Raw genomic sequence first — 26,997 nt, forward strand, 5'->3', positions numbered from 1 at the left:
TTGGTCAACTGGTTGACTGGAGTACCAAGAGCAAAAACTCGGGTTTCTCGTTTCGCGGCTCTAGCGCCAGATTAAGGAAGGCGTGATCCCAGTCAGGGTTCGCCAACAGTATCGGTAGTTGTTCCTCACCCATCACCATGTCTAGCCCCGCGCAAGTGTTTATCTGCTACGCGCACAAAGTCAGCTATTCCTCGATCGCCTGCTGATGCACCTGGCACCGCTGGAGGAGGAGATTAGCGTTTGGTCAGATCAGAGATTGGAGATTTTTCAAGAGGGAGGGGACAAGCTCTACTTCAACACCTCGCTCTGCGAGTCTTTAACTCAGTAGCGATCGCATTCCCCATACACAGATCACTCCAGTTGCCATTGCCAAGAGCGAAACGCGGGTTTTCCAGGCAACGAGAATGGTGGCGATCGCTGCCACCACTTCTGGCAGTCCACCTCCGACAATATTGGGCGCAACGATAGAAACCAGTACCGTTCCAGGAATGTATTCTGACCAGATTTTTACTTTTTCGGATAGGGTAAAACGCTGCACAATCCACAGTCCGCCTGCTCTGGTGGCATAGGTGACGACTGCCATTCCCAAAATCACCCAAAACGCTTCAGGACTAATCTGCATGGCGTAAAGCTCCTACAAAACTGCCGATGATTCCGCCGATGAGGATGTACCAGTTGCCCGGAAGCCAATGAGAAGTGGCGATCGCGGCGATCGCAGCAACCAACCACGGCAAAAAGTCAGACTTGCCCCGCCACAGTGTCACCAACAGTGCAATAAATACAGCCGTGAACGCAAAATCCAAACCCCATTGGGCAGGATCATCCAGGGCTGCACCGACGGTTTGTCCTAACAGCGTTGAACCTGTCCACGCAATGAAAGCAACAATTCCGCTGCCGATCAGAAATGCACCGTTGAGATTTCCCTTAGAAAACTCACCCATCGTCAATGCCCAGCTCTCATCAGATAAGAAAAACAGCGCTCCATAGGCTTGCCAGGGACGAAGGCGCAAGAACCAGGGACTTAGCGCCGCGCCCATCAGGATGTGTCGCAGGTTAATCACCAAAGTGGTGAAAATGATAGTGATAGCAGGCAATGGAGTTTGCCAAAGCTCAACGGCAATAAATTGAGACGCTCCAGCAAAAACAAAGCTACTCATAAATAGCGCTTCAGCTAAACTCATGCCTGCCTGACGCGATAAAGCGCCAAACACTAAACCATAGGCAAAGATGCCAATGGCGATCGGAAGGGTTTGCTTGATGCCAGCCATCAATCCTGCTCGATCAAATGTGACAGATGCTTCCATAAGCTGCAAACCGCTAGAGCAATGATGAACTCTAGCTTACAGACATCCGCAATATGATTCTTGAAGAATATTGCCCTCTTTGGCGTAAAACATGTGGCAGGGAATACGCCTTGTAGCGACTTACTTAAAAAGCGGAATTATCCAAGCAGCCGTAATGCTAACCAAAATTGCTAATTCTAGAACGGGCATCGCTTGAACTGCCTGAAACCAGGCTGTCCCTGAACTTTGTCGCAGGTTTGACCACCAGCTAGAGAGATGGGTAGACCACAGTTTAGGACTATCCTGCTCACGAAATCGCCAGTTCAGCATGGACAGCAATAGAGGCACCCCACCCACTTTTGCATTCATCAGAAGGTGAAGAGCGATCGCCACCACCACAATCACCCAAGAAATTAAGTGTGCGTAATACCAGGCGTGGTTGAGTTCTCCTCGTGGCAACCATTTCTCACTCATCATCTTGCCGCTAAACAGAGCAAAGGTGAGTGCAATTAGTGTAAAGGTGTTAGTGAACCGATTGAGTGTATACCACCAAATGGGTTTACCCACTTTAGACAGTTGAGGAAAAGAATCAGGTTGAACCAGTCGCCTTTGTCCTCGATGAAATGCATAAACCACAAAGGCAGGAAAAATCAATAAAGTCCACAGTCCAAAAGTTCCATGTATTCCTTCAATTTCCCGATAGTCAGGAAGTGGAATTTTTCCCCAACGCCCGTCATAGGTGTTGTAAGTCCAAAAAGCGGTGAGAACTGCACAAATGAGAAAAAGCCCAGTGAGTCCATGCAAAGTCCGCAGGAGGAATGGTTGATATGGCTGACTTGGTTTCATAGAACAAAGCTGTCTGTCATGCTGTAGTGGAGGCTAACTTCTTGCAGAACACCCAGATTATCTATATGACTAGTCATATACTAATATGAAAATATATCGGCTTCGAGGGTGTTACTCATCTTCCCCTTTCGTTTAGTGAATTGCTTATGTCTCTTGCCCATGTCATTCTCGGTTTGCTCCAACAGCAAGAGCGGACGGGCTATGACCTCAAAACTGAGTGCTTTGATGATTGCATTGCCCATTTGTGGCCGGCTGACCAGGCGCAGATTTATCGCACTCTAGATAAGCTAGAGGCGCACGGCTGGATTAGCTGCACAGTTGAGATCCAGCACGATCGCCCCAATCGCAAAGTCTATCGCATTACCCAGTTTGGGAAGGAGGAGCTAACCCAATGGCTTCAGACCCATCAGCCTCTACCAATTTTGCGAGAACCGCTGCTTGCTCAACTTTACTTTGCGGCTCAGCTACCCGATCAGGCGATTGTGGAGCTATTGGAGCAAGAATATGCAGCACGGCGCGAAAAGCTAGCTGAGTGTGAAGCTATTCAAATTCCATCCGTGGATGATCCAGCTGCGTCTCGCGACCCCAAAATGCATCAGTTGGTATTAGATTTAGTGACCCGACGAGAACAGACCTATTTAGATTGGCTGAGGGATGCGATCGCAACAATTCGTACTGAGTCAGCCTAATTCCATTGACGCTGTTGTTTGAGTGGTTAACCATATGAATGAGGCATTTGCATCTAATGATATGCAAAGCAGCATTCATTCACCGCTGGTTTCAAATATGTCACTACTTACAACGGGTGATCCGGCTCCCTGGTTTGTCCTTCCTTCAACCTCAAATCCAAACTACATCTTTGATACGGTTGGTGGACATCGTGTCATTCTTTGCTTTCTAGGTAGCTCAAAGCTAAAAGTATCAGCAGCTGTATTAGAAAAATTTTGTAAATTACAGCAGCAGTTTGAACAGTCTGAGACTCCATTTTTTGGAGTTTTCATTGATCCGGACGATGCTTCCCTGGCTCATCTGGTCCAAAATCCTACCTACTTTAAGCTGCTTTGGGATTTTGAGCAGAAAGTGAGCCTGCAATATGGAGTCTGCGGAGTGGGCAATGAGGAAGGGGGCGATCGCCTCCACTACGCTCCGACTACCTTTGTCTTAGACGAAAATCTTCGCGTTCTCCAGGCTTTTCCCATTCAAGACCCGACTCATCACGTCGCACAAGTGCTTGACTTTGTTCAGGCACTACCTGTGGAGGCACCTCGGTTTGCCAGCAGACAGGCTCCGGTTTTGCTCATTCCTAATGTGTTTGACCGTGACTTTTGCCAGCATCTAATTCATCTTTATGAAACCAAAGGCAGCAGAGACTCTGGCTTCATGCGTCAGGTTGATGGTAAAACGGTCGAGGTAATGGATTATGAGTTCAAACAGCGACGCGATTTTCTAGTAGAAGACCCACCTCTACTAGAACAGGTCAATCATCTGATTCTGCGGCGAGTCAAACCCGAAATTGAAAAAGCCTTCCAATTTAGCATCAGTCGATTTGAACGGTATCTGGTCGCCTGCTACGAATCGACCAACCAAGGATTTTTTAATCGCCACCGCGACAACACTACGAAAGGAACTGCCCACCGTCGATTTGCCATGTCGCTCAACCTCAACACAGGTGACTATGAAGGAGGCTGTTTGAGCTTTCCAGAATATGGAAATCAGCTTTACCAACCCGGCGTAGGGGAAGCGATTATTTTTTCTTGTTCCTTACTGCATGAAGCAACGCCCGTAACTAGCGGTCGACGGTTTGTGCTGCTGTCCTTCTTTTATAACGATGAGGATGCCAAGCTGCGCGAACAAAACCGCAGGTACGTTGTCCTCAACTCAGAAACGAACCCTACTCCCAAGGCAAGCAGTACTCAGCCCCAAAAGTCATCGTTAGGATTCCAACCTAAAAATCGTAAAAAGCGCTAATAACTACTAGTTTTCTATAGTTTCCTATTTTTGACGCTTTATTGCTTGCCTGTCTCTCGGCTAGGAGTCAGGCACCTAACCGATTAAATCATCGTCTCTTAAGCAATGCTGTAGACTTTCAAAATTTTCTAAATTGTGTCACAAAAGCACTTAATACTGAACCGAGAAAGCTCTAAATTAAGAACTAAGGGTGTTAAGCACGATAGGGGTGTCGAGGAAAAGAAATTATGCGTCAAGTTTTATTTGTAATTGCTGGCTGTCTAGCTTATTTAGCTTTCAAAAGTTTTGCAGATGCGTCTGTGCTGGTTGTCACCTCTGACCCTTCGCTTAGCGGTCTTTTGGCTTCGTCACCGCTCGAAGCGTTTGTGAATCAGGCTGATTTTGGCAGTAGCCCTGCCCCTGCACCAGATCTCTTATCTTTTGTCATGTATGAGGCAGATCCGGTCGAGTCTTCGGTCAACCTGCGTGACTGGATGCGACTGTTGAATCTGAGCGAACCAAATTCGCCTGAAAATACGCTGGCTCACATCGTTGCCTGCTTATTTACCCGCGACCTCGGTGTTAGCGGCAACCTTGAGGCTTCTGTAGATCGCTGGTTGAGTGAGCAGGGGCAAGCAAACAAATCTGCCTTGCTGCCCTTTGATATGTCTTCTCCTTGGGTGAATACGCTGAGCTTGGCAGGAGTAGACGAGTCACCAGAAGGCGATCGCATCACTTATCACCTGCAAGGCACCATGCGAACCTCCGTCCCCAACGAATTCTTCCCGGTTGAGCTATCGATCGAGATGGTTAACGATGGAGAAGGAGGCTGGCTAGCTGAAGACTTTGAAGTCTCCCCCAATGGTGAATTTGAAGCACTCCCCAATGCTGGATAAGGGGATCAGGGACTAGGAATTGGAGTCAGCCGCACTCTCGCTAACCACCAGGAAACGAGGGAAACTTACTGACTCCATTCATCCCAAGCTGCGCGGGTCACCTTGGCGATAACTTCTTCGCGAGTTGCATCATCAGCTCTAGAATCTGAGACAAAAGCTGCTACTGCCAAATGTCTACCATCGGGCAGCGTCACCAGTCCGACATCATTGGTTGCTGCGGTTATACCGTCTACGGTACCCGATGAACCTGTCTTGTGAGCTACAACCGTTCCTTCAGGCAACAGTCCTTTAATCCGCTGTAAGCCTGTTGTGGTCTCTGTCATCAGTTGCAACAGCAATGCTTGACTAGAGTCTGAAAGCCCTTGACCTTCGTGCAGTGCGTGCAACAAAGCGACTGCTGCATCAGGTGTTGCGTAGTTGCGATACTGCAATGCGCTGTCTTGCCCTAGCTCCTTTTCTGTATCGGCTACAACAATGTCATTGATGCCCAAACCGCGCAAATATTCAGTTACAACTTCCGGCCCGCCAACCAGACGTAACAGCACGTCGCAAGCTGTACCATCACTTTCAGACACCATGTACTTCAGCAATTCCGCCACACTTAGCTCTACCCCTTGCGGATTTGCGTCTCGAATGGGGCTGTGCTGAAAGTCCGAGACAAAATCGTCAGGTTGAACCTGAACTCTCTGCTCCAGGTCTAGCTTGCCTTGATCGACTTGAGCCAGTACAGCCATCCCAATCGGAAACTTGTAAACGCTTTGCATCGGGAATTGGCGATCGCCGTTGAGCGTAACCGTCTCTCCAGTTTCTAGCACCGTGGCTGTAACTCCAACCCGTCCTTGAGCAGTATTGGATATTTGCTCAATCTGGTTATAAAGTTCGTTCTCGCTGTTCTCGCTGGGTGTGGTAACTTCTCCCGATATACCTGTTCTACCGTCCTGGTTAACCGCTCTACTGCTGGAGTCAGTGTTTGTACAGCTAGCGGCTAACAAGGATAGACAAAAGCCGCAAAGCCACAGCTTTTTCAGCATCATTGAATTCATAAACTTCTGGGGAACCAAAACAAACAGCTTGAAGATACATCTACAAAATGCTGGGTTCCAGAATTTATGAAATTATTAGTAGGTTGTAATAACGGGAATCTCAAAATAGATGAGGATGTTCACCTTCTAAGATGGTAAGTAGGTGGACATAAATAAATGGTGCCGTAGGGTGCTGTTAGACGTAAGCCGTAACGCACCGCATCGCAAGGCTTTGATGCGTTACGCGATCGCTAACACATCCTACAAATAATTGGGGCTTTCTACTTATCGAAAACGCTCTCAATTTAAGTCAAGCAAGACACGGTCTAGGTTACATAGTCCGGGCTATGAGGTTGCGAAGCCTTTACTCGCTGTTTTGGTTGATTTCGATGCAGCCGAAGTGAACTTGACGATCTTAGTGTTTGGTTTGGAGCGGTGCTGTTGCTTAGCCAGATAGCGTTCGTTAATTTCAACCAGGCTGCGACAACGTTCATATTCATTCTGAAAAAGCTGATAAACATCTTTGTAAGACAGATGAATATTAAATTCCAATTCTTCAATTTCGAGTAAGTTTAGCGTTATTTCCAGAAGTTTTGTCCTGGTTTTGGTGTCATCGAGTTTAGGTTCTCTACATGTCTGCAACAGTTCAAAGTGTGTCTCGACCGGTACATATGGCTTTATATCAATCGCAAAGTCTTTTGTACCATTACTCCTTGTATAGCTGACAACTCGCCCAACGGCCTCGTACCCGCCAAACCGTTCAAGTTTGTCTGCTGCATGGATATCTTTATCCAAATAAAGCCAAACATGATCCAGTACTCTTATCTGCTCCTGACAACCTTTGTAGGGAACAACCTTGACGTTTCGCAGCAGAAAAGCAGTATCTCCAGTTTTGTTAGCCGTTTCCCAATGGTTTAAACATCCCTGAAAACGAACGGTCTGGCCCAGCCAGTCAGCAAGAGGTCTACAAGCTATCGATGACTTCTGCATCTTGATACTCCCATAACTCTTCTTCTACTTTTGAAAGCAACGTACCCTGCTACTGAACTGAACCTGGCTGAATATAGCTGGATTCCCAAGCGATTCGATCGTCGGAAATCTAGACATCAAAATTACGTAAGAACTAGGCTGATTTCTTCTGCCGCACGGGACGCTTGTAAGCAGACTTCTTCTTGAGTCCGACGATTTGAGCTTCGCTGCTATCAGCTCCAAATTGGGCAACCACAGCATTTTTAGCTTCAAGAATCGTGTTGTGAAACATCCACTCAGATTGGCGGGCAGCATCCAAAGCAGCGCGATATTGAGCTTTGAGTTGGGCTTCAAGCTTCTGTGATTTCAACATCTCAACTTGTGCTTGCTCGATCTGGGAAATTGAGGCTTCTTTGCGGTAAGGGGCATAGTCAGTGATGGTTTGCAATCCTTCAAAAATGTCTTGATCTGCGTTCAGGACACTCGGAGCTAAGCGATTGTTTGTGTTTTGGGTCGTCATTGTTCGGTTCCTTTAGAATTGACTGGATGATGTGAAGGTGCCCGATCGCAGCTAAGGACTAATGAACAAGCGATTGTTTTTAAAGAATCTTAAACAAGAGTGAGCAATGAATTTCGAGGGTTTACTTCGTCTCGACCCATCAATTCGTTCAATTGATGGGTCAATTCGTAGATTCGACGAGTCAATTCGTTCAATCGATGGGTCAATTCATTTACTCGACCAGTCAATTCGTTCAATCGATAGGTCAATTGGTTTACTTGACGAGTCAATTCGTTCAATCGATGAGTCAATTGGTTTGCTCAACAGTTTGCTTGACGAATCAATGTAGAGTTACAGCACTTTGCATTAACTGCACAAGAGGTGAGCAGAGAGGATGTACTGCATATCCCACAATACATTTCCCATTCCGTAAGAAATCTGAGAATATGCGGAAAGATTCGGGCTATCCAGCCGAAGCGACGCATTATGTGGAAAGATTCGAGCTGAGCACTGAATTTCCGGTGTTATGCTGAATCATTCTGCCTAAGATCCCACAGTTGGATCTTAGGCAGAAACGTTCTGTCTAATAAGTTGTTAGCAGCTTAGTAAGCCTAAACGGGATGTATACCGCAAAAGATGCTGACGGAAGCTTCCCTTCAATCATGAATAGCAGTTCAGTCGGCAAAAATAGAGACTTAATGTAGGAGTGGACAATGAAACACTACACCGTGGTCATAGATACCCGCACTGGGGAAGTTGTTAGTAAAAATCCTGTTCCTGATTTCAACAACTTCATAAAATCTAAGCAAGTTGAATATCCTGAGCCACAGTACAGTCTGTCTCTTGTCGAAGAATGTCCCTCCAAAGAATCGCGTACGTTTATTGTTGTCAAGCAGCTTGGAGAAGTAATTTACCGAGCTTGGTACTGTCCACAAAATTGGACTTATGTACAAAGCAGCTATCCAACTTCCATCTACAACGTTCAGGTCATTGAGGAGCCAGCAGAAACTAAATGTACTTATCTGCTAGTTACAGACGCACAAACTCAAGAGGTCGTGAAACAATGCTTGGCTGACAGTTGGACACTAGATGGTCAACCCAAACTTGAACATTTGGCAAAACGTTATCCACCTCTGCACTATAAAGTCAGAGTTTTTGAGGAAGAACCTACGGGTTCCCGCTCCTACGTTGTGATCGCTGATACTCAAACAGGCTCCATTGTTCAAAAAATTGATATCACAAATGGAGATCCTCGATTTCTTGGTGAGGAAGTGAGTGCGTTAAAAGCACAGTATCGAGAGCCTCGTTATTGTGTGGATCGAGTGGTTGATGTTAAGTAGTGCGATCGCTCACCCGTGGGTTGGGTTGATGAAGGAAACCTAACAACTCCTTAGCCACCTACTTCACGCGCTTCAAAGATCGCCAGCTAACCCTCGCGTGCACCGGACAGGATGGCAACTCCTGGCTTCGTTTCAATGTGATCTGCCGCCGGTGACGCTCGCCGTTGTACTGCCAAGTCCTCGATGAAGGCGCAGCTTGGAGGTTGCCCATCGGTATCCAGCGCGATCGCTCATCTTGTAGGGGTCGTCGTGACGCACCTCTTTGCATTCAATTGCGTAATTTCTGATGATATTTACCCGCTTTTGAGTGGGTGTTGAAGTTAAGTTTGGGTTAGAGGATAGAGATATTGAGAGTTTAGATTCTCAAAGGTGAGTGGTTACTTGACGTGCTGTGATAAGAAGTTGAGCGATCGCTCCCATGCCAGTTTTGTAGCCTCTGGATCGTAGCTGTCGTTATTCTCGTTACCAAAGGCGTGCTGCGCCTGATAGCGATAAAGCTCGTGGTTGACGTTACCTTCTTTCAATTGTGACTCCAGAGCATCAACCTGTTCGGGTGGGAAAAAGCTATCCTGCTGAGCAAAATGTCCTTGAAAAGGGATGCTAATCGTGCGGGTATCAGCCGCTTCAGCAGGTGGGACACCATACCAAGAGATGACAACATCAGCTTCTGGAACGTGAACCGCCGCTAACACGGTCAAGGCACCCCCTATACAAAACCCCAGAACTGCTACCTTGGGACTGTTTTGCTGGAGATACTGTACAGCACCGCGAATGTCCTGAGTTGCCGCATCGCCAAAATCAAGTTCGTTCATGAGATGGGCTGCTTCTGCCTCTTCGAGGGTGACTTTTCCCCGATAGAGATCAGGCACCAAAACTCGATATCCTTGCTCGACAAGCTGATCGGCTACGCCTTTGATTTGGTCGTTCAATCCCCACCATTCTTGGATGACAACCACTCCAGGAGCATTACCTTGATCGGCAGCCTCAGCATAGTAGCCAGAGCAGGTTTGTCGATCTGGACGCTGAAAGGTGATAATTTTTCCCATGAGGTGTCTCCTAAAAAGTTAGATCTTTTGCAGACCAGGGTTTTGGGTTATTCAGCGAAACAGCTTGGACTGCCGAACGATTAGCCCAAGTCCTCCCAGCAGTAGAGTTACTACCAGAATGATGATAGGCAACCGCGATGAGTTTTGGCTGGCAGGAATAGTCTGACCGTCACCAGAGACAGTATTTTCAGTAGATTGATTATCTGTCGTTTGAGTTGCTTCCGTTGGAGTGTTCGTCGTTTGAGTCGAGGGATTAGCAACTGGTGCGGCAGTTCCTCTACCGACGATCGCCACATAGCTTAATTCAAAGGGCTGGAAGTCTTCTCCAGATTGGGGCGTACCATTAAGCCGTAGCTCATATTCACCAGCTTCTGGAAAGATTACTTCAGCGCCTGGAATGCCCTGATATTGTTCAGCAGAGATTGCTTCAAGGGTTGGCTCTAGCACCGGAGTTTCCCCTTCAGTGTAAGGAGCAGAATAGATTGTTAGCTTACAGGCACATTGCTCTAACGGCACGATCGCCCCTCCTTCCTGGGTGAGAGCAACCCAAACCTGGGCAGGTTCTCCCGATTTGGGACTGTGGTTTGGTTCGATGTGCCAGAGTCCAGCGACGTTGCCTGATACTTCAACTTTGTGGGCAAGGGTGGGCGTTTCTGCCCATAACAAAAGTGGGGCTGTGAGTAAGACAGGAATTAATCTACTGATTTTTGCTGGGGAAAACATAAAGTTTTTCTAATGCAAGGAATGACCAGAGATGGCGCGATCGCACCAACACCACTAAGAGAGCGATCGCTCCTAACACCACTGCTGCAATCTGATTCACCAGGGATTGCTCAAATCCACCCAGATAGTGAGAGCCCAGTAGAATCGTATGAATAGCAGCCAGAATAAACGCTGGAACGCTGAGCAGATGGAGCGATCGCCAGTGTTTTCCTAATCGTTTCACCATGCGATCGAAACTGGTGAGGGCTAGTGGCGCAAGCAATGCTAACGATACAATGCCTGCCCAACTGCCGATTTGATGAGTCGGTAGCAAAAAGGGAATGGCTTGAACGTTCCAGCCCATCGTGAGTGTGTGACCGATGTGAGCCAGCGCCAAAATGAATGCTCCTACACCCAGGGCACGACGATAGCGGAGAGGTTGCCCCCAAAGCCGACTAATCGGACGGGCAATCAACGCTAGCATCAGGCAAACCAGAGAAGCGTGCCCGGTGTAATCGATCATGTCGCCTGTTCGCAGCAAGGTGAGAATGCCAATGGTAAGGGTGAGCCAACCGCCCATGCGAAAAAGTTGACTGCGGCGATCGCCACTCACCAGCGACCCGACCATGCCTACACCCAGCATCAGCGGCAGCGTTCCTAGCCCAAACGCCAGCATGGTGACACTGCCAATCCAGGGATCGCCTGTCTCTGCTGCCTTAATCTGTGCCGCGTAGAGGAAACCGCAGGGAATCAGCCCCCAAACGATACCCAACAGTGCCGGAGTCCACCAGTGAGACGAAAGTGATAGTTTCACCATGCCGCTGCTGAGGCGGTTGTGCCAGTTCTTTTGGCTCAGCGGATGCAAAAGCGGTAGGTGCGGCACAGATTCCGGGTTGATTTGCGATAGTCCAAACCAGATCAGCAAGATGCCCGTCAGTATCGCCATGCCTTGCCGTAGGACACTATCGACCCCAGCAAACTGTCCACCTGCAATAAGTACGGAACTCAACGCACCAATGCCTGCTCCCACGAGGGCATAGCTGAGCAACCGACCTAGATTGAGCAATCCATGAAAGCAAATTTGCTGTTGCCAGGATGGTTTTTCCTGCTGTTGTGACAGGGAAAAGGCGACAGTGATTGGGCCACACATACCTGCACAGTGTCCAAAGCTTCCCAAAAATCCTAGAGTGGCAATTAGCAGCAAATCCAGCATGGTCAATCTAAAGCAACCGTCGATAACTGAAGTCTCTGGATCAAGCTTAGAGTTTGTTGAGCAGCGATCGCCCCTCTCTGAGTAGAGAAACCAGGTTGTCTGCCGAAGATGGCGATCGTCAACAGGATCGCAGATGACTGTTTCCACACGAACTCCTTCAACTGGATCAGACGTTTATCATCCCCACCAACTCTTCGGTGTTCGTCAAAAAACAGGCTGTAAAACTTCCAGGAAACTTGCAGAATTGGGCGATCGCTCAACCAGTTTGCATCTATTCCACCTGATCGGGATCAAGCCCCATTTCTCTCAGACGTTCTGCTAAACGGTTCACTCGCTGCCGTTCTTGCTCTGCAACTTCCTGAGCGGTTGGCAAGAGAGTCCCCTCTGGGGTTGCCCAGCGTAACCAACGGGTGGTGATGCTCTGATAGGTTCCCTCCCACAGGGTGAGGGTGAGTTTAAGCTGTTCGCTAGTTAATCGCCCCCAATCATCTGGCTCCATCGATTCGTAGAAGCCGTTGTGAGCCGTGAAGCCAGCCAATTCGGTGGTGAAAGGGTCAAACCAGATATATTCTGGGACGCGCAGTTGATCCTGATAAATTTGCTTCTTCTCAACTTTGTCGCGGATGGCAGTGCTTTCTGAGATCAGTTCTATAACTAAATTGGGTGATTTTTCTTCTTCCCAGACGACCCAGCTTTTGCGCTCTTTTCTGGGAACGCCCAAAACGACAAAGAAATCTGGCCCACGGAAATCCTGATTTCGTGCTTGTTGAAGGCTGAAGTAGACAAACATATTGCCGCCGATGAAGAAATCTTGGCGGTCAGCCCAATGTAACTCCAGGGATTCGATCAGCAGACGCATTTGAGCGGCATGGCGAGGTGTTTCCATTGGGATGCCGTCGTCGTAAGGAAGTTCATCTTGAGTCGGAGGGATGGTGACTCCGTAATATTCCAGCTCGCGTCGTCGGGATGATTCGATGTCGATGGACATGGTAGCAACTCCGTGTCTGTAGTCTGCGATCTGCCTGTGAACCAGGGGCTGAACGGCTAATGATGTAGATCCTAACTACATTGTCCCTCGTTCTGCCTGGTGTTTGATCAAGCGTTGCACACTGGCGAGAGTTGGGTTGAGTTCGTAGCTGCGGCGTTCGGGGTGATTGAGGTAGGCAGCTTGCTCCTGCTCGATCATCAGCACATCCTGACGCACTAGTCCGTCTAGCAGTTTTTGAGCCGAGCCAAACATCTTGTTTTTGACAAAGCGGCGAAAGCGTTCGGGGAGTTTGTGCAGACGATGGAAGGCGTTGAGCGAGGTGAAGTGAATCAGGTAAGCCTTGGTGCGGGTTTCGTGGATGGGGCAAAACAGGCAGTAGATTTTGAAATCGTTGCCTAGCGCCGATGCCCAATGGGGGTAAACGTAGCTGACGTCGAGCGGTTCGGGGTGGAGCCGCCGCAGTGCCGGAAAGATGAGTTGCGAGACTGACCAGATTTTGTCGATTTTGTAGTAGCTCTGTGCCTGATAGTGAGCATCAACGCGATCGCCCCCTTCCTCTAACCCCTCCAGCTTTGCCTCAGCCCAAGCCTGATAGTCGTCGTGCAGATGCCCGTGATACATATCCATCAGGTTTTCGATCAGAAAAGAGAAGTGAGCGTTGCACTCAATGATCGAAACGGTGGCAATGTAGTTGAGGTGATCCCATTCGGGCAAGCCCATTGGCTGCACAGTAGGCTGCATTTCTCCACTGATAGATTCCTGCAATCCTTGGGTGCTGGGATAGAGCCAGATGAAACCATCTTGATCCCGCACAGGATAGCGGCGAATTTGGCAGGTAGGTAGCTTCTGGTTGTCTGCCAGGTAAGGGACAGCGGCGCACTGTCCTGCTGAGTTGAACTGCCAGCCGTGATAGGCGCACTCCAGCCAATCACCAATCACCTTGCCTTCGCTCAGCTTGACGTGACGATGGGGGCAGCGGTCTTCTAAGGCATGAATCTGACCTGTGCGATCGCGATACAGCACGATATCTTGATGCCAGAGTGTGGTCCCCACGGGCTGCGTCTGCACTTCACTGCTGCGGGCGACGACATACCAATGGTGAGGGTTGATGCCTACCCGCCGCACATCTCGATGGGTAGAAGAAACGTCCGTGATCATATCTGCAACATTCCTTGAGGATTGACCGAGAGCAGCGATCGCCGCTGAAGCCCTTCCCGGTGGAGGATCTCGTTTGCTGCCAGCAAGCCGCTGCTGATTGCCCGTTCCATTAAGCCGCAGGGGAAGGGCATCTTTACCCAGTCTCCCGCAAATAGTAGGTTGGCGGCAGAGGTGCTGGTCTCCGGGCGATCGGCGTAGCTGTTGGGCGGGAATCCGGCGAAGTTCTTCTGATTCACCAGTTCCCGGTGCAAAACCGTTGCCTGTTGCAGTTCTGGCACAATTTCGTACAGTTCCCGCTCAAAGGTGGTCAGCAAAGCCTGCTGTGTTGGGAACTTGGCTTCTTTGTAGCAATAAGCGTGAAGCTCGACAACGCTACCCCCCGTGCGTTCTGCCCAATCGATGTAATCTTCCTGGATGCGGTGATAGAGGGTGATGCTGTCAGTGAGGCTGTAGCCCGACAGGGAGGCAAAGTTGCTGTGCTGCCAGGGAAAGTCACGGTCAAGCCAGAACCGAGCCACTGCAAATGGGTCAGCCACCGCTAACTGTTTGACCTGCTGTGCCACCTGAGGATGGGCTTCACCTTCAGATAGAGAAAACAAATGTTGAACGCCCGGTACGTCTGCTGCAAAAACATAAAAATCTGCTTCTACAGTTTCGCTCGGCATTGCTTCAGCGGCGATCGCCACCAACTGCACCTGTTCCTCTTGCCGCTGGATCACCTGAAAGCGAGGCAAATCTCGCTGGGCGGGACCACGCTGGACTCGTCCCTGAGCGTCATACATTGCACCATGACAGGGACAGTGAAACGCGCCGTCTTCCTCTTCATGCACGGTGCAGCCCTGGTGAGTGCAGCTGAGGGAAACGGCTTCATTGCTGTTGGCAGCGATCGCATAGACCGCATCGCCCGCGCCAAAGTATTCCAACTGGTCTGTGCTAAGCAGGGGATTGCGCTTTACCCAGAACGGTACTCGACTGCTGCTATTTCCTCGCTGATAGCTGAGGGCTTTCACCTCTCCCTGATCCCAGCGCACGCCGCTGACGGTGACATCTGTGAGAATGGTGCCGCCACTTTGCTGAATCGACTGGGCGATCGGATCTACCAGGCTTCTGCCCATATCCTGACGAGTGCCGTTAAATGCCAGCCCTTCTGGATTGCCAAAGAAGTAAAAGTGAAAGAACTGCATTAGCTCTCCCGCACTCATTACATCGGGTGCATTCAGGCTGGACTTGGCGAAGGGCAGAAAGTAAAGGTCGTACAGCCCTTGAGGAAAGCCTTCTTTCGTCCATTCCGCCACGGACAGATGGTCGAGCCGCTGGAAACTCTTTTGAGCATTGAATCCAGTAATTTCACGAAACACCTGCCAGTGTTCATACTTGGTTAGGTTTAACCCCCAACTCAGGCGATTGGAAGAAGACACCGCCAGATCAACAATATTCCAGGGAAAGGCAGAGTGGCTGGGGCGGAAAACTTCGGGGCGATACTGGCGATCGCGATAAACCACGGAGTAATATTCGAGCGACTTGAAGTTATCCGTTGCACCGATCTCCTGGACTAACCCCTTCAAGTTGTAATACTGCGGGAAAAAGCCGTGGAACCCGTGCTCCATCATGAGCGTTTGGTCGCCCACCTGGATTTCCCAACTGGCAACCTTGCCGCCCAGTTGAGCCGATCGCTCTAAGAGCGTGACGGCAAATCCACGCTGGCTAAGTTCATAGGCACAAGCCAAACCCGCCAAACCACCCCCCACTACAGCAACACTTTTGGGCTGGTTGAGGTAGCGGGGTAAGTCAAGCGTGTCTTGCTGAAAGACAGAAGGCTGGGGTTTGGCGAGGCGAGAGTAGCCGACCAGTCCTCCTACGGTACCGATTCCGAAAAGCTTGAGTAATGTTCGTCGAGAGACGGATTTCAACAGGGCAGAACCTAACGCTTCACTCATTATTTACGAAAACTAAGGCAGGAATGGATGTTTGATGCACTGAGCACTTTAAGACATGAATCATACCAACCCTAGGCGATTGCCCTCTGCTCTATCCATAGCCCAGTCAGAGCCTTATGAGATGAAGGATTCAGCCCTTTCTAGTGAAATCGTTAGCCGATAAAGCTCTTTATCATGTCTCTACATTCGAGAGAATACCCGATTTGTTGATCCCCGCTGTTCAAGCCTGTTTCATAGCGAGAACGGACGATCAAGCCCCACCTAAAGCTCGTAGGATGCGTTAGCGTCAGCGTAACGCATCAAAGCTTTGACAAGACGTGCGTTACGGCTCTGCCTAACGAACCCTACAGCGTTGCGTGATGCTCCTGTGTCTTTCCGCAGTGCCGCTGTGTCTTCTCGCAATGCTGCTGTGTCTCTCCGCGGTGCTGCTGCATCTTCCTGCAATGCTCCTGCGTCTTCCCCCAATGCTACTTTGTCTTTGCGTAGTGCTGCTTTGTCTTCCCGCAGTGCTGCTGAAACATGCAGCGCCTCAAACGTGAGTTGGGTCAAAGGAACATCCAACATAAGTTGAGGGCACGAAACCCAACACAGCCCTTGCTGCTCCTGGATTTCGTGCCCTCAACCTAGCCTATAGTCAACTAACTTGCGTAGTTCCTCTGCTGTAGGGGCGTGGCAGTGCCAAGCCCCTAACCGGAATACCGCACTTTATTAAATTCAGGCTCCTTACTGTTTCGGTTTTGCTGCCTGCGTATCAAAAACCGCGCCAGCGCCATAGGAATCAATATCCATTGCTTCAGAACCACCTCTGACCAGCAAACTCAGCATTGAGCCAAGCTGAAACCAGATGAGTAGCGCAGTCGGCACCACGACGATCGTTGCCAATCCAGCGGCAAACCACCAAACCAGGCTAAATACTGAAAAGCTAGCTGCCATGAAAACCACCAGGCAGACCGTCAAGCCGAAATAAGCGGCGATCGCATGGGGCGTTGCATAGTTGATTTTGGATTGAGACTGACGGTTTGTATCCCACTGAGCGACCTGATATTCCAGGATGTCTTTGAAAATGAACCCAAAGGCGATCGCAAAGAAATTGCTCACCATAATCAGCGTAAACACAGGAGGATTAGTAAAAGGTTCAGGGTTCATGATTAAATGCTCCGCAGGAGTGCCCGTCAGTTAACAAATGTAAAGATCAGTATATAACAAGTCGTTTCATGCTGAAGTTCTACTACAGTCCGATCTGGGTGAATGCTCATCGCATCTAGTTGCTTTGCGAGAGAAGTAGATTCCCTTTGACTCGCCCTCTGATCGACCAGGACACTGATCCTCAAAAGCTGGAAGCTGCTCAACAGCGAGGCACCACTGTGTTGCAATTCCTTAAGAGTGACTCAATCAGCAGACTCATTTTGCTAAAAATTTTTAGTGTGTGCTTTCCGAGTTGCCGTTGTATCAATTGCATCCATTCGGTAGAGAGCCAATTATGCGTCGTATAGGTGTTTCTTCTATTAGCCGTGCTTTTGCAGTATTTGCTTTATTCATATGTCTCTATAGCTTTTTCATCTCGCCCGAAACCGCTATTAAAACTCAGGCTATTTATTGGTTTTGTGTTGCGCTCGTGTCAGCAGCAATTCCATATCTTGAGGAGGTTGTAGCTTATGTACAAAGTATCAAACTCGGCGACATTGAAATTGCATTAAAAGAAGTTGAGAAAGAAATTCAAAGAGTTGATAATAAGGTAGAAAAGTTAGATGGTCGATTAATAGCTTCATTGGGACAGATTCGTCAAAATGAAACAGCCTTATCAAAAGAAGCCCGCGAAGATCGGCAAAAAATTTACGATGAGTCGGCTCAACTTCTGACACTATTGCCTCCTGAAAATAGGATAAATCTCCAAAAACGTCTTACATTGAATCACCTTGACAAGGTAGGTATTGATTTAAAAACTCTAAAAGAGGTGCTTAAAAAACTTGGTTACTATAAAGGAGCAATAGATCAATCCTTTACTCTTGAATTCGTAGAAGCTGTTGAGAAGTTTCAATCTGAGAATATGCCAGGTCAACCTGACGGTATAGTTGCCCCGGTTACCCTTTCTAAAATTGCAGAGTTTCACTCTTAATAGAAATTGCAAAGCCTGTGACCCATCCTTCTGAAAGCGTGCAGCCCATCGCCTCTCTGTTTCGCACTCCGCTTTACGAGCTGTATCGCGAAGCTCAAGCCCGCATTGTCCCTTTCTCTGGATGGGAAATGCCTGTGCAGTACAGCGGCATCTTGCCCGAACATCGGGCTGTGCGTGAGGCAGCGGGGATGTTTGACATCTCCCACATGGGAAAGTTTGCACTGAGCGGCGCAGATGTGATCGACTCGCTTCAGCTACTCGTTCCTTCTGATTTGAGCCGCTTGCAGCCCGGTGAAGCGCAGTACACGGTTTTGCTGAATGCTCAGGCAGGAATCATTGACGATCTGATCGTTTACTACCAGGGAGTAGACGTGAAGGGCAATCAGCGGGTGATGCTGATTGCCAACGCAGCCACAACAGTGAAAGACCGTGATTGGCTGCTGGCAAATCTGAGTTCAGACCTCAACTTTCAAGACTTGTCGCCCACAAAAGTTTTGTTAGCGGTACAGGGTCCAAAGGCAGCTAGCTTACTTCAGGCTTTTGTGCAGGAAGATTTGTCCCAGGTCAAGCGGTTTGGACATTTGGAAGGTACTGTTTTGGGACAGCCCGGATTTTTGGCACGGACAGGCTATACGGGCGAGGATGGCTTTGAGGTGATGGTTGATTCGCAAGCGGGGATTGATTTGTGGCGATCGCTCCTCAAATCTGGCATCACCCCCTGCGGCTTGGGCGCACGCGATACCCTGCGACTCGAAGCGGCAATGGCACTCTACGGGCAGGACATTGACGAAACCACCACGCCGCTCGAAGCGGGTTTGGGATGGCTGGTTCACCTTGACCGTAAAGGCGACTTCATCGGTCGCAAGGTGCTAGAGGAGCAGAAGCAATTTGGCGTAGCGCGAAAGCTAGTCGGGCTACAGATGGAAGGGCGAAACATCGCCCGTCACGATTATCCGGTGCTGTTTAACCAGGAAAAGGTTGGGGTCGTTACCAGCGGTACCGTGTCTCCAACTTTGGGGAAGGCGATCGCCCTTGCCTACGTTCCCACTCACTTAGCTAAGACGGGGCAAGAGTTAGACATTGAGATTCGCCAGAAAGCATATCGGGCGATCGTTGTGAAACGTCCGTTTTATAAGTCGGCAGCAATTCCTACGCTTTGAGGGGCGATCGCACCCATTGCTCTCACCTCTGCTGAAGTTTTTGCTTAGGACACTTGCTTGAGTCACTACAGTTTCAGCAAATCTGAAATCTATGAGCATTTTTGTCCGGCTACTGTAGCTTTTTCGGCTTTTACGGAATAATTTTGTTTGAGGTATTCCCCTCAAATTTTTATTGGCAACCTGCTATGGCGCTCGAATATCCCGAAGACCTAAAGTATCTCGACTCCCATGAGTACGCTCGGCTAGATGGCGACATTGCCACCATTGGCATTACTGCTTTTGCGGTTGATCAGCTTGGCGACATCGTTTTCCTGGAGTTGCCCGACGTTGGCTCAGCCCTGACCAAAGGAGAAACCTTTGGCACTGTCGAATCTGTGAAAGCGGTAGAAGATTTGAACGCTCCGATCTCAGGCACTGTAATCGAACGAAATGACCCAATGGTCGAAGCGCCTGAGCAAGTGGCAAAAGATCCTTACGGTGAGGGCTGGCTGCTCAAGGTGAAATTTGAAGATGCCAGTGAGCTAGACAGCGCTTTGTCTGCCAGCGAATATCAGGCGCAGGTCGAAGGGGAATAGTCTGTTTAGCCTGACCAGACCCAGGCAGCTAAGGCAATTATTCTGCTATTTATTGCAAAGTATTGCAGAATAGTCAGAAATCTGATCAATTCAGATCCGTTCTGAGCTGTCTTTGTTGTCGTTCCCCCTGCACTGCCTCCATGTCTTCAGATTCTCTTGATCTGCATCCCTCGTCCGATTTGAGCCAGTCCGATTCTGATGCGTCATACGCTCAGGTTGACTCGTCTGCCGTCGTCCAAAATGGGAATGGCTCCGCTGCTAATGGGTCAACCAAACAGGTATTTGGTGAGGCGCAAGGGGAGTTTGAGCGCAGGCATATTGGACCCAGTCCAGCGGACGTAGAGAAAATGCTGGAAGCTTTGGCCTTTTCGACACTGGAGGCACTGATCGATCAAACGATTCCGCCTGCAATTCGTCTGCAAAAGCCGCTGGAGCTATCAGGTGGGTCGAGTGAATATGAGGTGTTGCAAGAGTTGAGGGCGATCGCCACTCAAAACCAGATCTTCCACTCTTTCATCGGCATGGGCTACTCAAACTGCATTACGCCCCCGGTGATTCAGCGCAACATTCTCGAAAATCCGGGTTGGTACACCCAATACACGCCCTACCAGCCAGAAATTGCTCAGGGGCGACTGGAGGCAATGCTCAACTTTCAGACAATGGTGATCGACCTGACCGGACTGGAGATCGCCAACGCTTCTTTGCTTGATGAAGCAACCGCTGCTGCCGAAGCGATGACAATGAGCTACGGCTTACACAAAGGCAGTGCCAAAGCCTTCTGGGTTTCCGCAGCCTGTCATCCTCAAACCATTGACGTGATCCAAACTCGCGCCAAGCCGCAGGGGATTGAGGTGATTGTGGGCGATCACCAGACCTTTGAGTTTGATCAGCCTATTTTTGGCGCACTGCTGCAATATCCGGCAACAGACGGCACGATTTACGATTACCAGGAATTTATCCAACGGACGCATGAGGCAGGTGCCCTGGTGATAATGGCAGCAGATTTGCTCAGCCTCACCTTGCTGAAGCCACCAGGGGAACTCGGTGCAGACATTGCCGTGGGCAATACCCAGCGGTTTGGCGTTCCCCTGGGCTATGGTGGTCCCCATGCGGCCTACTTTGCCACGAAGGAAGCGTACAAGCGGCAAATTCCGGGGCGATTGGTGGGCGTTTCCAAAGATGTATCGGGACGACCCGCGCTGCGACTGGCGCTGCAAACCCGCGAACAGCACATTCGTCGGGACAAGGCGACCAGCAATATTTGTACAGCACAGGTGCTACTGGCGGTGATGGCGAGCATGTATGCGGTCTATCACGGGCCGGAAGGGCTGCACCAGATTGCCCGTCGCATTCATCAGCGCACTGCAACTCTGGCAGAGGGTTTGCAGCAATTGGGCTATGAGGTGGGTACGCCATTTTTTGACACGCTGCGAGTAGAGGTAGGCGAGCGGGCTGAGGAAATTTTGGAACGGGCGATCGCCCACCGCATCAACCTGCGTCGGCTGGGCGATCGCGCCATTGGTATTTCCCTAGACGAAACCACCTCTGAGCCAGACCTGCTGCACCTCTTCAAGGTTTTCCTAAAAGGAGAAACGCCCCACTTTACCCCATCGACTCTTTCTCCCCGGAGCAATTTTCAAATTCCAGTCGTCCATCAGCGAACGAGTGCTTACCTGACCCATCCCGTTTTCCACCGCTACCGCTCTGAAACAGAACTGCTGCGCTACATTCATCGGCTTCAGGCAAAGGATTTGTCGTTGACAACGGCAATGATTCCGCTTGGCTCTTGCACGATGAAGCTAAACGCGACTGCCGAAATGATTCCAATTAGCTGGCCCGAGTTTGCTCAGATTCATCCCTTTGCGCCGCTGGCACAAACTCAGGGCTATCAAACTCTGTTTCAGCAGCTAGAGCAAATGCTATCAGAAATCACCGGATTTGCCGGAATCTCACTTCAGCCCAACGCCGGATCGCAGGGCGAATACGCTGGACTATTGGTCATTCGGCAATATCACGAGCAGCGTGGCGAAGGGCACCGTAACATTTGCCTGATCCCAGAATCGGCGCATGGTACTAACCCCGCCAGTGCAGTCATGGCTGGGATGAAGGTTGTCCCGGTTTTTTGTGATGCAGACGGCAACATTGATGTAGCTGACCTAAAAGCAAAAGCCGAAAAGCATCACGAGCATCTGGCAGCGCTGATGGTGACCTATCCTTCGACGCACGGTGTGTTTGAGGAGGCGATTCAAGAGATTTGTGCGATCGTCCACCAGCACGGCGGTCAAGTCTATATGGATGGCGCAAACATGAACGCCCAGGTTGGGCTTTGTCGTCCGGCAGATTTTGGCGCAGATGTCTGTCACCTCAATTTGCACAAAACTTTCTGCATTCCTCATGGCGGCGGCGGACCGGGTATCGGACCAATTGGCGTAAAGCCTCACCTGAAACCCCTCCTGCCAGGTCACTCTGTCGTTGACATTGAAGAAGTCTACTCAGAAGGTGACATTCAAAGTTCAAGATCCAAAGCTCAACCTGCTCGAATCGGTGCAGTTGCTTCGGCTCCCTGGGGCAGCAGCAGCATTCTGCCGATTTCCTGGATGTACATCGCTCTAATGGGGTCGATTGGACTGACTAGAGCCACACAAGTCGCGATTCTGAATGCCAACTACATCGCCAAGCGACTGGAGAATGACTACCCAATTCTCTACAAAGGTAAAAATGGACTGGTTGCCCACGAGTGCATTTTGGATTTGCGCCAGTTTAAGAAAACCGCTGGGATCGAAGTTGATGATATCGCCAAACGGTTGATTGACTACGGTTTCCATCCACCAACGGTGTCCTGGCCGGTTGCCGGAACGGTGATGGTAGAGCCCACCGAGAGTGAGTCCAAGCAAGAGCTAGACCGCTTCTGTGATGCCATGATCGCAATTCGCGAGGAGATTCGCGAAATTGAGCAGGGGAAAGCCGATCGCCAAAACAACCTGCTCAAAAATGCACCCCACACCGCCGAGATTCTCATCAGCGATGAATGGGAACGTCCTTACTCCCGTAAACGCGCTGCCTACCCAACAACCTGGACGCAAGAAAACAAATTCTGGGCTTCAACCGGACGAATCGATAATGCCTATGGCGATCGCAACCTAATTTGCGCTTGTCTACCCATGGAAGACTACACAGAATAGGATAGAGAAACGTAGGTTGGGTTTCATGCTTTAACCCAACGAGCCTAGCTCTTTGAGATGTCATTGAGTTTCCCTAGCTCAGCCCAACCTACAGCGATTCAGGGGAATGATCTTATGGTTCAAAGCCTCCCAATCGGCAATTTGAGTTTGTCCGATGTCGAAACCAAGTTTGACCTGAAGGAAACGCAGGACGAAACTTTCTTCCCGGAATGGCACCAAGATCTGCCAGAACTAACCCAGTCAGAACGGCAAGATCTAGATCAGGTCAAACGCAACTTTCTCTACCAGAACAAATCCCCCCTGGCAGAAGTTGCTGTAAAAATGGTCGTGTTGGCTCCCTTGCTATCAATGGCAGGTTTTTATCAGCCCCCCGTTTCGATTTGCGACCGAAGCTCCGGTTCAAATCACCGCTGAGGATGACGGGCAATTGTTTCGTGGAAGGATTGATGTGCTGGTGCTGCAAGAGCGCTTCTGGATTCTCACTGTTGAATCAAAAGAAGCTGGTTTTTCACTCAAGCAGGCGATCGCCCAAGCACTCGCCTACATGACGGGTAATCCTTACCCTGAACGCCCCGTTTTGGGTCTCGTAACTAACGGTAGCCACTTCATTTTTCTGAAGTTGACTCAACGCGAAATACCCCAATATGCTTTGTCAGATGAATTCTCTTTAATGAAGCGCAGTAATGATCTATATCATGTCCTTAAGATCTTGAAGCACCTGGGAAAATCGCTAGTCTTTTAGGAGAATCTTGACGGAGAAGGACGCATGACAGACTGGTGGCAGATCTTCCCACAGGGGCGGCAAACGCTGACGATTGAAGATGCTGAAGGTGAAAAGGTGGCGATCGCCTACGGGGAAGCCGGAACCGGACAACCCCTGTTTTTACTACATGGCATTGGCAGTTGGAGCTATAGCTGGCGGCACAACGTCAAACCTCTGTCGCAGCACTTTCGAGTCATTTGTCCAGATGCAAAAGGTCATGGCTTCTCGCCTGCCTCCACTGCACCAGAAACAGTTGGGCATCAAATTGTCGAACTAACCCGGATCATCCAGGCATTGACCGATCAGCCTGCCATTTTGGTGGGAGAATCTCTGGGCGCGTTAACGGCTTTGGCAGTAGCACAGGCTCATCCAGAGTTGATCGAACGGCTGGTGCTGATCAACGTGCCGATTTTTCCGCGACAGTTGCCGAGTTTGGGAATGCGATCGCTTGCTGACATTCCTCTAGATCTGGTGCGCTGGTTTGATCAGTCACGCCTGATTCGTTCCTTTGCGCCTGTTGTCCGTTCCATCACCTGGCTGATGCGGCAGGAAGTTGTCGCTGACCCAAACTCCATTACAGATGAGGAAATTTACTGGCTCACCTATCCCTATGTTGAGTTCCCCGGCACAATTACTCAGTTTGCGACGGATTTACAGCAATCGGCGCGAGAAATTCGCAATTTGCAAACCGGACAACCGAGTATCATTCGCACCATCCAGCAAGATCTAGCCAAGGTGGTTTGTCCGACGTTAATTCTGTGGGGAGAGTGCGATCGCTGGTTTCCCGTTGCGGATGGCGAAAAACTTCACGCTCACCTGCCCAATTCGCAGTTTCAGGTTATTCCCAACTGCGGACACAATTCCTCTAGCAGTGCGGCTCCAGTGAATGAAGCGATTCTGTCCTTTATGCAAACAGAGGCGGCTACTCGGTAAGGAGCGATCTCAAGACACAGCCTGTCTGAGGAGGAAATATCTCTACGCTCAAGTTTGTAGCAGATTTGAGAAAAATTTGCTGCTGGCTGACTCAATTCAGACCATAGCCCCAGATTGATCCCAATCTCCAATTTCTATCGCTTTAAGCAAACGCTGAACCCAAATCGGGAGGAACGTCCTGCCAGCGACCAGGACCGATCGCCCGCAATGCTTCCTTCAACACAACGTCTCCGGTATACAGCGCCCGACCTACAATCACTCCCGTTACACCCGTTGGCTCTAGCGCCAGCAGACTGAGCAAATCGGTTGTGGAGCTAATGCCGCCTGACGCAATAACGGGAACCGAAACGGCTTCTGCTAGCTCTCTCAATGCCTGCTGGTTAGGCCCTTGCAGGGTGCCGTCCCGGTGAATGTCGGTGTAGATGATCGCGGCAACGCCTGATTGAGCCATTTGCTGAGCCAAGGCAATCGCCTCTACCTCAGAAGTCTCCAGCCAGCCGCGAGTCGCGACTTTGCCATTTCGCGCATCGATGCCAACGATGATTTGTTGGGGAAATTCCTGACAAAGTTGATTCACCAAATCGGGCTGCTCGACTGCAACCGTTCCTAAAATGGCGTAGCGGACTCCCATCTTGAATAGGTTAGCGACACTTTGGCGATCGCGCAGTCCACCGCCCACCTGAACGGGCACATTCACGGATTGGGCGATCGCCTCAATAGCCTGCCAGTTAACCGGATGCCCTGCCTTTGCTCCATCCAGGTCAACCAGGTGCAGCCGAGTTGCGCCCTGCTCAACCCACTGCTGCGCTACAGCTACCGGATTTTCGTCAAACACCTGAGACTGCTCATAATCTCCCTGATAAAGCCGGACACAGCGTCCTTTGAGCAAATCGATCGCTGGAATCACATCCACAGCTGCTAATCCTCTCTATATCTATCAACCACAACGCGTTAGACCCACTCTTATCTAAGGCTGGGTGTTTTAAGGCGTACCCCGCTCCAAAATACCCAGCTTGATGTAGAAACGGTGTTAGGACTCTGCTTACATTAAAGAAAGCCAGAATCATAAAATTGTGCACCGTTCCGCGCCCATAGTGTATGGTATCCCCTAAACGTATTGAGAGGCTCAGATGTACAGTCAAGAAGGTTATACCCAACTGACGTTTCACTACATTGACGGTCGTAGTGAGTCTTTTACGGTTTACGAACCGATTGAAGACGCTGCCAACCCTCCAGGGCTGAATTTGGAGGTGCGCCACCTGTTAGAAAAAGACTGGTGGATCGTCAACCTAGAGGAACAAACGGTGTTTATCAACATTGATAATGTCATCAAAGTTGAAGTGAAGCCTGCTATTCCTGACCTCAGAGGGGAAGGCGTTTTTTCTAATGCTGACCAGGTGACTACCATTAATCGGATGCGATAAGGATAACCATGCAGCCAAGCGTAAGTCTAATTCGGGCTGAAAGTTACGAAATTCAGCAGCTACGGGCTCATTTAGAGCGGTTGCTAGAGCCTCTGGGCGGAATGGCGGCGTTTGTGAAAGCGGGCGATCGCGTCTTACTCAAGCCGAATCTGCTGACGGGGGCACGTCCCACTAAGGAATGCACGACTCGTCCAGAGGTGATCTACTGTGTTGCCCAAATGGTGCAGGAAGTAGGTGGAAAGCCGTTTTTGGGAGACAGTCCCGCCTTTGGCAGTGCCACAGGAGTAGCTAAGGCAAATGGCTATTTGCCCTGGTTAGACAAATTGGGTGTCCCTATTGTGGAACTGCAAGGCAAGCGCTATGAAACGGTTAGTGCAGACTTTAACCATCTGCTGCTTTGCAAGGAAGCGATGGAAGCCGATGTGGTGATCAACTTGCCTAAAGTGAAATCTCATGTGCAGTTGACGCTAACTCTGGGTGTGAAAAATCTGTTTGGCTGTGTTCCTGGCAAGATGAAGGCTTGGTGGCACATGGAAGCTGGGAAGGACAGCGATCGCTTTGGCGACATGCTGGTCGAAACGGCCCGAGCGATCGCCCCTAACCTGACTATTATGGATGGCATCATCGGTCATGAAGGCCAAGGTCCCAGCGGTGGTGAACCTCGTCTCTTGGGTGTTTTGGGCGCTTCGGCTGATGTGTTCGCGCTTGATCGAGCGATGGTAGAAATCCTCAATGCTGACCCCGCTGCGATCCCCACAGTGGCTGCTTCTCAACGCTTAGGAGTTTGCCCTGAGTTGGAATCTATCCATTTCCCTCATCTCACGCCTCAAGAGCTAAAAATTCTCGACTGGAAGCTACCCGAACAGCTGATGCCGATTGACTTTGGTGCACCTCGCGTGATCAAATCGACCTTCAAGCATCTCTACATTCGGTTCATTAAAGAACCCATTGCAGCTTATGCTTCCCAGGCGCATTTGTAGTTTGAGAGAAGTTATACC

General features: G+C 49.8%; 30 protein-coding genes. 14 read left to right on the forward strand and 16 right to left on the reverse strand.

The window, feature by feature from the left end; translation table 11 throughout:
* Positions 1-316 precede the first annotated feature (316 nt).
* The 3 genes from H6F88_RS12945 to H6F88_RS12955 form a co-directional block, all read right to left on the reverse strand.
* Positions 317-622: an AzlD domain-containing protein gene (locus H6F88_RS12945; RefSeq protein ID WP_190643165.1), complete on the reverse strand. Its 306-nt coding sequence runs from the start codon at positions 620-622 to the stop codon at positions 317-319.
* Positions 612-1,304, reverse strand: a complete 693-nt coding sequence (locus H6F88_RS12950) for an AzlC family ABC transporter permease (RefSeq protein WP_190643166.1) — start codon at positions 1,302-1,304, stop codon at positions 612-614. The genes H6F88_RS12945 and H6F88_RS12950 overlap by 11 nt, the downstream gene beginning before the upstream one ends.
* 120 nt (positions 1,305-1,424) lie before the next feature.
* The gene (locus tag H6F88_RS12955; RefSeq protein ID WP_190643167.1) at positions 1,425-2,129 is read right to left on the reverse strand and encodes a cytochrome b/b6 domain-containing protein; all 705 of its coding nucleotides are present in this window, start codon (positions 2,127-2,129) and stop codon (positions 1,425-1,427) included.
* Positions 2,130-2,275: 146 nt separating this feature from the next.
* Between H6F88_RS12955 and H6F88_RS12960 the strand changes: the two genes are divergently transcribed.
* From H6F88_RS12960 to H6F88_RS12970, 3 genes are all read left to right on the forward strand, one after another.
* A complete protein-coding gene (locus tag H6F88_RS12960; RefSeq protein ID WP_190643168.1) occupies positions 2,276-2,818 on the forward strand; it encodes a PadR family transcriptional regulator in 543 nt (180 codons plus the stop codon).
* Between the two features lie 97 nt (positions 2,819-2,915).
* Complete coding sequence (locus tag H6F88_RS12965) at positions 2,916-4,097, forward strand: 2OG-Fe(II) oxygenase (RefSeq protein WP_190643169.1); 1,182 nt, start codon at positions 2,916-2,918, stop codon at positions 4,095-4,097.
* Between the two features lie 227 nt (positions 4,098-4,324).
* Entirely contained in the window at positions 4,325-4,972 is a 648-nt protein-coding gene (locus H6F88_RS12970; protein WP_190643170.1) for a hypothetical protein, read from the forward strand.
* A gap of 65 nt (positions 4,973-5,037) precedes the next feature.
* Here H6F88_RS12970 and bla read toward each other — a convergent pair whose 3' ends face one another.
* The 3 genes from bla to H6F88_RS12985 all read right to left on the reverse strand — a co-directional run bounded on the left by bla (position 5,038) and on the right by H6F88_RS12985 (position 7,483).
* Positions 5,038-6,015, reverse strand: a complete 978-nt coding sequence (bla, locus tag H6F88_RS12975; RefSeq protein ID WP_190643171.1) for a class A beta-lactamase, subclass A2 — start codon at positions 6,013-6,015, stop codon at positions 5,038-5,040.
* A 324-nt stretch (positions 6,016-6,339) separates the two neighbouring features.
* The gene (locus H6F88_RS12980; RefSeq protein ID WP_190643172.1) at positions 6,340-6,984 is read right to left on the reverse strand and encodes a hypothetical protein; all 645 of its coding nucleotides are present in this window, start codon (positions 6,982-6,984) and stop codon (positions 6,340-6,342) included.
* A gap of 133 nt (positions 6,985-7,117) precedes the next feature.
* Positions 7,118-7,483 (reverse strand): hypothetical protein, encoded by a 366-nt coding sequence (locus tag H6F88_RS12985; RefSeq protein ID WP_190643173.1) that lies wholly within the window; start codon positions 7,481-7,483, stop codon positions 7,118-7,120.
* Positions 7,484-7,589: 106 nt separating this feature from the next.
* Between H6F88_RS12985 and H6F88_RS12990 the strand changes: the two genes are divergently transcribed.
* Together H6F88_RS12990 and H6F88_RS12995 are read left to right on the forward strand one after the other, a co-directional pair.
* Complete coding sequence (locus H6F88_RS12990; protein WP_190643174.1) at positions 7,590-7,811, forward strand: hypothetical protein; 222 nt, start codon at positions 7,590-7,592, stop codon at positions 7,809-7,811.
* 364 nt (positions 7,812-8,175) lie between these two features.
* A complete protein-coding gene (locus H6F88_RS12995) occupies positions 8,176-8,802 on the forward strand; it encodes a hypothetical protein (RefSeq protein WP_190643175.1) in 627 nt (208 codons plus the stop codon).
* 132 nt (positions 8,803-8,934) lie between these two features.
* Here the strand turns inward: H6F88_RS12995 and H6F88_RS34005 are convergent, their stop codons facing one another.
* The 9 genes from H6F88_RS34005 to H6F88_RS13035 all read right to left on the reverse strand — a co-directional run bounded on the left by H6F88_RS34005 (position 8,935) and on the right by H6F88_RS13035 (position 16,992).
* Entirely contained in the window at positions 8,935-9,060 is a 126-nt protein-coding gene (locus tag H6F88_RS34005) for a hypothetical protein (RefSeq protein WP_277882175.1), read from the reverse strand.
* 119 nt (positions 9,061-9,179) lie between these two features.
* Entirely contained in the window at positions 9,180-9,848 is a 669-nt protein-coding gene (locus H6F88_RS13000; protein ID WP_190643176.1) for a dienelactone hydrolase family protein, read from the reverse strand.
* Between the two features lie 51 nt (positions 9,849-9,899).
* On the reverse strand, positions 9,900-10,571 hold the full coding sequence (locus H6F88_RS13005) for a hypothetical protein (protein WP_190643177.1): 672 nt from the start codon (positions 10,569-10,571) through the stop codon (positions 9,900-9,902).
* Positions 10,546-11,763, reverse strand: coding sequence for a sulfite exporter TauE/SafE family protein (locus H6F88_RS13010; RefSeq protein ID WP_190643211.1), 1,218 nt, complete (start codon positions 11,761-11,763; stop codon positions 10,546-10,548). Before H6F88_RS13010 ends, H6F88_RS13005 begins: the two co-directional genes overlap by 26 nt.
* A 271-nt stretch (positions 11,764-12,034) precedes the next feature.
* Positions 12,035-12,751 carry a Uma2 family endonuclease gene (locus H6F88_RS13015; RefSeq protein ID WP_190643178.1) on the reverse strand — a complete coding sequence of 239 codons (717 nt, stop codon included), beginning with the start codon at positions 12,749-12,751 and terminating at the stop codon, positions 12,035-12,037.
* Between the two features lie 75 nt (positions 12,752-12,826).
* A complete protein-coding gene (locus tag H6F88_RS13020) occupies positions 12,827-13,909 on the reverse strand; it encodes an aromatic ring-hydroxylating dioxygenase subunit alpha (protein ID WP_190643179.1) in 1,083 nt (360 codons plus the stop codon).
* Entirely contained in the window at positions 13,906-15,846 is a 1,941-nt protein-coding gene (locus tag H6F88_RS13025) for an FAD-dependent oxidoreductase (RefSeq protein ID WP_190643180.1), read from the reverse strand. Before H6F88_RS13025 ends, H6F88_RS13020 begins: the two co-directional genes overlap by 4 nt.
* Before the next feature lie 261 nt (positions 15,847-16,107).
* On the reverse strand, positions 16,108-16,410 hold the full coding sequence (locus tag H6F88_RS13030) for a hypothetical protein (protein ID WP_206756443.1): 303 nt from the start codon (positions 16,408-16,410) through the stop codon (positions 16,108-16,110).
* A 159-nt stretch (positions 16,411-16,569) separates the two neighbouring features.
* Complete coding sequence (locus H6F88_RS13035) at positions 16,570-16,992, reverse strand: hypothetical protein (protein ID WP_190643182.1); 423 nt, start codon at positions 16,990-16,992, stop codon at positions 16,570-16,572.
* A gap of 280 nt (positions 16,993-17,272) precedes the next feature.
* Between H6F88_RS13035 and H6F88_RS13040 the strand changes: the two genes are divergently transcribed.
* From H6F88_RS13040 to H6F88_RS13065, 7 genes are all read left to right on the forward strand, one after another.
* Positions 17,273-17,962 carry a peptidoglycan-binding domain-containing protein gene (locus H6F88_RS13040; protein WP_190643183.1) on the forward strand — a complete coding sequence of 230 codons (690 nt, stop codon included), beginning with the start codon at positions 17,273-17,275 and terminating at the stop codon, positions 17,960-17,962.
* A gap of 17 nt (positions 17,963-17,979) precedes the next feature.
* Positions 17,980-19,122 (forward strand): glycine cleavage system aminomethyltransferase GcvT, encoded by a 1,143-nt coding sequence (gene gcvT, locus H6F88_RS13045; RefSeq protein WP_190643184.1) that lies wholly within the window; start codon positions 17,980-17,982, stop codon positions 19,120-19,122.
* 185 nt (positions 19,123-19,307) lie between these two features.
* Positions 19,308-19,697, forward strand: coding sequence for a glycine cleavage system protein GcvH (gene gcvH, locus H6F88_RS13050; protein ID WP_190643185.1), 390 nt, complete (start codon positions 19,308-19,310; stop codon positions 19,695-19,697).
* A 140-nt stretch (positions 19,698-19,837) separates the two neighbouring features.
* Positions 19,838-22,879, forward strand: a complete 3,042-nt coding sequence (gene gcvP, locus H6F88_RS13055) for an aminomethyl-transferring glycine dehydrogenase (protein ID WP_190643186.1) — start codon at positions 19,838-19,840, stop codon at positions 22,877-22,879.
* 114 nt (positions 22,880-22,993) lie between these two features.
* Positions 22,994-23,293: a hypothetical protein gene (locus H6F88_RS33345; protein ID WP_242050527.1), complete on the forward strand. Its 300-nt coding sequence runs from the start codon at positions 22,994-22,996 to the stop codon at positions 23,291-23,293.
* Positions 23,294-23,306: 13 nt separating this feature from the next.
* A complete protein-coding gene (locus H6F88_RS33350) occupies positions 23,307-23,621 on the forward strand; it encodes a hypothetical protein (protein WP_242050528.1) in 315 nt (104 codons plus the stop codon).
* A 24-nt stretch (positions 23,622-23,645) separates the two neighbouring features.
* The gene (locus H6F88_RS13065; RefSeq protein WP_190643187.1) at positions 23,646-24,575 is read left to right on the forward strand and encodes an alpha/beta hydrolase; all 930 of its coding nucleotides are present in this window, start codon (positions 23,646-23,648) and stop codon (positions 24,573-24,575) included.
* A 142-nt stretch (positions 24,576-24,717) separates the two neighbouring features.
* Here H6F88_RS13065 and hisA read toward each other — a convergent pair whose 3' ends face one another.
* The gene (gene hisA / locus H6F88_RS13070; RefSeq protein WP_190643188.1) at positions 24,718-25,488 is read right to left on the reverse strand and encodes a 1-(5-phosphoribosyl)-5-[(5-phosphoribosylamino)methylideneamino]imidazole-4-carboxamide isomerase; all 771 of its coding nucleotides are present in this window, start codon (positions 25,486-25,488) and stop codon (positions 24,718-24,720) included.
* 217 nt (positions 25,489-25,705) lie between these two features.
* Between hisA and H6F88_RS13075 the strand changes: the two genes are divergently transcribed.
* Positions 25,706-25,999, forward strand: coding sequence for a hypothetical protein (locus tag H6F88_RS13075; protein ID WP_190643189.1), 294 nt, complete (start codon positions 25,706-25,708; stop codon positions 25,997-25,999).
* 8 nt (positions 26,000-26,007) lie between these two features.
* Entirely contained in the window at positions 26,008-26,979 is a 972-nt protein-coding gene (locus tag H6F88_RS13080) for a DUF362 domain-containing protein (protein WP_190643190.1), read from the forward strand.
* Positions 26,980-26,997: the final 18 nt, after the last annotated feature.

The sequence above is a fragment of the Oculatella sp. FACHB-28 genome (assembly GCF_014696015.1).
In the GTDB taxonomy this organism is placed as follows: Bacteria; Cyanobacteriota; Cyanobacteriia; order Elainellales; family Elainellaceae; genus JAAUTN01.

What these genes read in the sequence shown, in the direction of transcription:
- H6F88_RS12945 (WP_190643165.1), bottom strand. Translation starts at nt 622, where the DNA reads ATGCAGATTAGTCCTGAAGCGTTTTGGGTGATTTTGGGAATGGCAGTC.
- H6F88_RS12950 (WP_190643166.1), bottom strand. Translation starts at nt 1,304, where the DNA reads ATGGAAGCATCTGTCACATTTGATCGAGCAGGATTGATGGCTGGCATC.
- H6F88_RS12955 (WP_190643167.1), bottom strand. Translation starts at nt 2,129, where the DNA reads ATGAAACCAAGTCAGCCATATCAACCATTCCTCCTGCGGACTTTGCAT.
- H6F88_RS12960 (WP_190643168.1), top strand. Translation starts at nt 2,276, where the DNA reads ATGTCTCTTGCCCATGTCATTCTCGGTTTGCTCCAACAGCAAGAGCGG.
- H6F88_RS12965 (WP_190643169.1), top strand. Translation starts at nt 2,916, where the DNA reads ATGTCACTACTTACAACGGGTGATCCGGCTCCCTGGTTTGTCCTTCCT.
- H6F88_RS12970 (WP_190643170.1), top strand. Translation starts at nt 4,325, where the DNA reads ATGCGTCAAGTTTTATTTGTAATTGCTGGCTGTCTAGCTTATTTAGCT.
- bla (WP_190643171.1), bottom strand. Translation starts at nt 6,015, where the DNA reads ATGAATTCAATGATGCTGAAAAAGCTGTGGCTTTGCGGCTTTTGTCTA.
- H6F88_RS12980 (WP_190643172.1), bottom strand. Translation starts at nt 6,984, where the DNA reads ATGCAGAAGTCATCGATAGCTTGTAGACCTCTTGCTGACTGGCTGGGC.
- H6F88_RS12985 (WP_190643173.1), bottom strand. Translation starts at nt 7,483, where the DNA reads ATGACGACCCAAAACACAAACAATCGCTTAGCTCCGAGTGTCCTGAAC.
- H6F88_RS12990 (WP_190643174.1), top strand. Translation starts at nt 7,590, where the DNA reads ATGAATTTCGAGGGTTTACTTCGTCTCGACCCATCAATTCGTTCAATT.
- H6F88_RS12995 (WP_190643175.1), top strand. Translation starts at nt 8,176, where the DNA reads ATGAAACACTACACCGTGGTCATAGATACCCGCACTGGGGAAGTTGTT.
- H6F88_RS13000 (WP_190643176.1), bottom strand. Translation starts at nt 9,848, where the DNA reads ATGGGAAAAATTATCACCTTTCAGCGTCCAGATCGACAAACCTGCTCT.
- H6F88_RS13005 (WP_190643177.1), bottom strand. Translation starts at nt 10,571, where the DNA reads ATGTTTTCCCCAGCAAAAATCAGTAGATTAATTCCTGTCTTACTCACA.
- H6F88_RS13010 (WP_190643211.1), bottom strand. Translation starts at nt 11,763, where the DNA reads ATGCTGGATTTGCTGCTAATTGCCACTCTAGGATTTTTGGGAAGCTTT.
- H6F88_RS13015 (WP_190643178.1), bottom strand. Translation starts at nt 12,751, where the DNA reads ATGTCCATCGACATCGAATCATCCCGACGACGCGAGCTGGAATATTAC.
- H6F88_RS13020 (WP_190643179.1), bottom strand. Translation starts at nt 13,909, where the DNA reads ATGATCACGGACGTTTCTTCTACCCATCGAGATGTGCGGCGGGTAGGC.
- H6F88_RS13025 (WP_190643180.1), bottom strand. Translation starts at nt 15,846, where the DNA reads ATGAGTGAAGCGTTAGGTTCTGCCCTGTTGAAATCCGTCTCTCGACGA.
- H6F88_RS13030 (WP_206756443.1), bottom strand. Translation starts at nt 16,410, where the DNA reads ATGTTGGATGTTCCTTTGACCCAACTCACGTTTGAGGCGCTGCATGTT.
- H6F88_RS13035 (WP_190643182.1), bottom strand. Translation starts at nt 16,992, where the DNA reads ATGAACCCTGAACCTTTTACTAATCCTCCTGTGTTTACGCTGATTATG.
- gcvH (WP_190643185.1), top strand. Translation starts at nt 19,308, where the DNA reads ATGGCGCTCGAATATCCCGAAGACCTAAAGTATCTCGACTCCCATGAG.
- gcvP (WP_190643186.1), top strand. Translation starts at nt 19,838, where the DNA reads ATGTCTTCAGATTCTCTTGATCTGCATCCCTCGTCCGATTTGAGCCAG.
- H6F88_RS33345 (WP_242050527.1), top strand. Translation starts at nt 22,994, where the DNA reads ATGGTTCAAAGCCTCCCAATCGGCAATTTGAGTTTGTCCGATGTCGAA.
- H6F88_RS13065 (WP_190643187.1), top strand. Translation starts at nt 23,646, where the DNA reads ATGACAGACTGGTGGCAGATCTTCCCACAGGGGCGGCAAACGCTGACG.
- H6F88_RS13075 (WP_190643189.1), top strand. Translation starts at nt 25,706, where the DNA reads ATGTACAGTCAAGAAGGTTATACCCAACTGACGTTTCACTACATTGAC.
- H6F88_RS13080 (WP_190643190.1), top strand. Translation starts at nt 26,008, where the DNA reads ATGCAGCCAAGCGTAAGTCTAATTCGGGCTGAAAGTTACGAAATTCAG.